The following is a 4,336-nucleotide window of genomic DNA, read 5'->3' on the forward strand; positions in this document are numbered from 1 at the left end:
CCCCCCCGCCCCCCCCGGGCCGGCGCCGCCCCGACGAGGTCGAGGTCCCGTGGATCGCGCGCGGGATCGTTCGCGAGCAGCTGCGCGTGAACGTGGGCGAGGTGCGCGGCGAACCGCGTGGCCGACGCCCGGTCGATTTCCCGGAGCCGGTGGTGGACGGCCACGGTCAGCCGATCGCCGGTTCCGCGGGGGACGAGCGTCAACGGGCACACCGGGGCTTGGCAGGCGAGGTATTCCTGGACGTCGTATCCCTGGACGTCGTTGCCTGACGCGAAGATCGCCAAGGCGGGTTCGGTTTTCGCCGTCACCGGGTCGCCGTGCGCCGCTTGGGCGACCTGGCTGACCAGCTCGCCGAGGTTCGTCTCGCCGGAGAGGTCCAGAGTCAGCGCCGAGAGGCCGTCGAAGGAGCCGAGCGTGTTGGCGGGGCGGTCCGCGGGCGCGCCGGACAACAGCACTTGCGACGTCGCCTTTTCGGTGTACCGGCCCAGCACGATTCCCGCGGCAACGGCCAGCGCCGGGATCGCGTCGGGGTGCTCGCCTCCCAGCACCACGCTGACCTGGCCGGTACGGTCACCCGCCCCCGCCTCCGATGTCGCCCAGCCGGTCTCGGCAACTCCGTCTGTCGCCAGCGTTTCGCCGTCGGCAGAGCACATCGGCGGGAGAGTGGGTGGCTGGATCTCGGCGGCCGCGATGGTCCCCGCGACGACGTCGGCGATGTGCCGCAACGATGTCGCGTCCAGCACGGACCGGCGTGCCACGAGCACGAGGTCCGCCGGGCCGTCCGAGTAGACGAGGCAGACGGCGCGGAGGACGGGGCCGTCCTGCTCGATCGGCCTGAGCCGCTCGGACCGGAGCCTGCGTTCGCCCATCGGCGATCCCGCCACCGCGGGGACCGGATCCAGCCACAGCCGGGGCGGGCTGTCCGGCCACCAGGCGGTGGCGGCGGTGCGGAACACGTCCTCCGCGTCCGCCGGTGGGCCGGGAAGCCGCACGCGCAGTGCGTGGCACAGTGCGGCCGCGCGGTCCTCGGCCGGTGGCGCGGGCGACCGGGGTGCCGGGCTGGACACGGAAACCTCCTGGGGGACGGCGATGTTCGGGGATCGTGGATGGGTCATCGCGCGGTGAAACCGCCGTCGACGGTCAGCACGCTGCCGGTCACCTGCCGGGACGCGTCGGAGGCCAGCCACACGGCCGCGGCCGCGACGTCGTCCGGTTCGATCAGCGCGTTCATCGGTTGCGCCTGGAGGAAGGTCTCCTCGTGCTCGGTGACCGGTACCTCCAGCGAGCGGGCGATCTCCGAGAGCATCCGGCCCTCGACGGCGTCGTCGTCGCGGATGGAGCCCGGGCACAGCGCGTTGACTCGCACCTTCATCGGGGCGTAGTCGAGCGCGGCGGCCTTGGTCAGCCCGATCAGCCCGTGCTTGGCCGCGACGTAGCCGGCGAAGTGCCGGTACCCGGCCAGCCCGGCGGTCGAAGCTATGTTGACGATGCTGCCCGCGCGACGGCGGGCCATCCCGCCCGCCACCGCTCGGATGGCGCGCCACGCGCCGGACAGGTCGACGTCGATCATCAGCTGCCACTCGCGCTCGGCTATCTCGTGCGCGGCCTTGCCCGAGGGCGCGGCGATCCCGGCGTTGTTGACCAGCACGTCGATCCGCCCGAATCGCGCTACGGCTTCGGCAGCGGCGTCCTCGATCTCCGGCAGGTTCCGCACGTCGACGTGCCGCGTCCGCACCGCGACGCCCTGCTCCCGGCACAGCTGGGCGGTATGGGCCAGCTGACTGGCCGAACCCAGCGGATACGGCACGCCGTCGAGATCCGCCGCGATGTCCAGCAGCACCAGATCCGCGCCTTCGCGCGCGAAGGCGGTCGCACACGCGCGGCCGACACCACGCGCGGCTCCGGTGACCACGATGACCTTTCCTGGCAGTCTCATGCTCGGCCTTCTCCTACCGCGGCCAGGTCGCCCGCCAGCAGCCGCAGCACCTCTCCGGCCTGATCCGCCAGGTACATGTGGCCGCCGGGCAGTTCGACCGACCGGAAGCCCGCCGTGCTCGCGTCCGCCCACTGGCCGGCCTGCCCGGCGCTGACCAGTTCGTCGTCCTGCCCGCGCAGCGCGGTCACCGGGATCGGGAGCGGCCGGTCGGTCCCGGGACGGTAGTTCTCGTGCATCTCGACGTCGGCCCGCAGCATCGGCAGCAGCATCGCCCGCATCTCCGGATGGTCGAGCGCCGGATGGGAGTAACCGGAGAATCGGTGGAGCTGAGCCAGAAACGCGTCGTCGGACAAGCCGGTCGCCCTGCTCACCCTGCCGCTCCACGGCCCTGGCGAGCCGCTCACGAACAGCCGGGCGAGCGGTAGCCCGCCGAGCCGATCCAGGCGCCGGGCCAGTTCGAACGCGAGTACCGCGCCGAGGCTGTGCCCGAACAGCGCGATCCGGCCGGCGCCGTCGATCTGCTCGAGGACGGCGGGCAGGACGTCGTCGACGGCGCTCGCCACGTCCGCGTGCGGCTCGTCGACGAACCGTTCCTCGCGCCCCGCCAGCTGGACGGCGACCACGCGGAGCGAATCGGGTGCCAACGGTTGCCACGCCCGGAAGAACGACGCTCCCGCACCGGCGAACGGCAGGCAGATCACCATGTTTTCGTGCACGTGCTTTCCCCTCGTCACTCCCGTCGCGGGCCGGATTCAGACCGCCGGTATCGGCTCCCGGCCGAGTTCCGCCGCGGTGACCAGCGTCCGTCCGTTCCCGGTGTCGATCGCGAACGTCAAGCGGTCGAGGACCCGCGCCAGCCGCGCCAGCATCTCGTCGTGGTCGTCGGCGACTCCGCTGATCAGGTCGAGCGGCCTCGTCATGACCGACGCCGGCAGCGTGGTGCCCGGCTCGAAGTACGGGCGGTAGCCGGTGATCCCCGGTATGCGCCGGATGTCGTCGACGCCCAAGGTCTCCAGCAAGGTGAAGGCACCGGTCGGCGCCGGGCAGTTGTACTGGAAATAGACCTGTTCCGGCCGGGACGGCGGGTCCGGCGGCTCGGCGCCGAGTGCCAGCCGTCCGGTCAGCTCGACCATGTCCAGGCCGTGGGCCCGGCGGGCGAGATCGTTGATGTGCCCGCCCATCCGGCCGTTCACCTCGATGATCCGCGGACCGGTCGTGGTCAGCTTGATCTCGGTGTGGCTGACGCCGATGGACACCCCGAGCGCGGACAGCGCTTGCCCGGTCAGCTCCATGACTTCCCGCTCCTCCGTGGCCGTGAGGGGGGACGGCCAGAACTGGCCGACTTCCCGGAACGGCGGCAGAGTCGGGAACTTCCCGGTCACCGCGAGGTGGCGGACACCGCGTGGGGTCGTCACGCTCTCGACCGAGACGTAGTCGCCGAACGGTTCGCTCGGGCGGCCGGTCAGGAACTCTTCGAGCACAAGGCCGGGAACCGGATCGGGTGCCGCGAGCAGTTCCGCGCTCAGCCGTGCGCCCACGTCCGGATCGGTGATCAGGTGGGTGTCGCGGCTTCCTTGTCCCCGCAACGGTTTGAGCACGGCGGGTACGCCCACCGCGGCCACCGCGGCCGCCCAGTCGCCGGGGTGCTGGATCGGGTGCGCCCGCACGTCGCCGACTCCGTGTGCGCGTAGTTCGCCGCGTTGCCGGAACTTGTCGGTGAGCTGCGGCATGATCGACGTCGAGTGGAACCGGAGGCCGAGCCGCGCGGCGATCCGCGCGGCGACCGGCATCATGGTGTCGCTGAAGGTCACCACGGCATCGGTTCCGGCGGTTTCGAGCCGGGTGAGCACCGGTTCGAGACCGTCGTCGAGGAAGAGGACTTCGCCCAGTTCGCGCAGTAGCGGCAGCAGCGGGCCCGCCGGGCCCGCTTCGTAGCCGACGAAGATCAGGTCGCCGAGGACGCCGAGGCTGAGCGCGATTTCGGCCGCGTTGACCGCACCCCTGTCGTAGGCGACGGCGAAGGTGGTCATGCCGGCTCCCGCGGCCCGGACGTCGCCAGGAACCGCTGTGCCGCCGCGATGAAATCGGCCAGCACGGGATGTTCGAAGATGAGCCTGATCGGTACCTCGGCGTCCCATTTGCCGCGTAGCCTGGTAATCATCCGGATAGCGGCGATCGAGTGCCCGCCGAAGTCGAAGAAGTTCGTTTCCGGTCCGCCGGGAGCGCTTCCGAGTACCTCGGTCCACGCGTTTGTGACGGTGTCGCCGATCGAGCCGGGATTCACGTCCGTCCCGACCCCGGCGGCTTCTGTTTCGTTCATTCGTATATTTCCCCAGGTTCATGATGGTCACGGTGACCTGCGTCGCTGCTCGACGGTAGCAGGGTTTACGAGGATTTCTG

Annotated in this window: 5 protein-coding genes; all 5 read right to left on the bottom strand. The window is 71.1% G+C overall.

Annotated elements, in window-relative coordinates:
- On the bottom strand, window positions 1-1,067 hold a 1,067-nt coding region (locus ACFWX1_RS00065; protein ID WP_378382569.1), incomplete at its 3' end, for a hypothetical protein.
- A 44-nt stretch (window positions 1,068-1,111) separates the two neighbouring features.
- The gene (locus tag ACFWX1_RS00070; RefSeq protein ID WP_378382570.1) at window positions 1,112-1,936 is read right to left on the bottom strand and encodes an SDR family oxidoreductase; all 825 of its coding nucleotides are present in this window, start codon (window positions 1,934-1,936) and stop codon (window positions 1,112-1,114) included.
- Window positions 1,933-2,652 (bottom strand): thioesterase II family protein, encoded by a 720-nt coding sequence (locus tag ACFWX1_RS00075; protein WP_378382571.1) that lies wholly within the window; start codon window positions 2,650-2,652, stop codon window positions 1,933-1,935. The genes ACFWX1_RS00070 and ACFWX1_RS00075 overlap by 4 nt, the downstream gene beginning before the upstream one ends.
- 36 nt (window positions 2,653-2,688) lie before the next feature.
- The gene (locus tag ACFWX1_RS00080) at window positions 2,689-3,966 is read right to left on the bottom strand and encodes a hypothetical protein (protein WP_378382572.1); all 1,278 of its coding nucleotides are present in this window, start codon (window positions 3,964-3,966) and stop codon (window positions 2,689-2,691) included.
- Entirely contained in the window at window positions 3,963-4,256 is a 294-nt protein-coding gene (locus tag ACFWX1_RS00085) for a phosphopantetheine-binding protein (RefSeq protein ID WP_378382573.1), read from the bottom strand. The genes ACFWX1_RS00080 and ACFWX1_RS00085 overlap by 4 nt, the downstream gene beginning before the upstream one ends.
- Window positions 4,257-4,336: the final 80 nt, after the last annotated feature.

Origin of the sequence: Amycolatopsis sp. NPDC059021, assembly GCF_042739895.1 — a bacterium.
Taxonomy (GTDB): Bacteria; Actinomycetota; Actinomycetes; order Mycobacteriales; family Pseudonocardiaceae; genus Amycolatopsis.

Bases quoted from the DNA above. Each gene is read 5' to 3' on its own strand.
- ACFWX1_RS00070 (WP_378382570.1), bottom strand. From the start codon at position 1,936: ATGAGACTGCCAGGAAAGGTCATCGTGGTCACCGGAGCCGCGCGTGGT.
- ACFWX1_RS00080 (WP_378382572.1), bottom strand. From the start codon at position 3,966: ATGACCACCTTCGCCGTCGCCTACGACAGGGGTGCGGTCAACGCGGCC.
- ACFWX1_RS00085 (WP_378382573.1), bottom strand. From the start codon at position 4,256: ATGAACGAAACAGAAGCCGCCGGGGTCGGGACGGACGTGAATCCCGGC.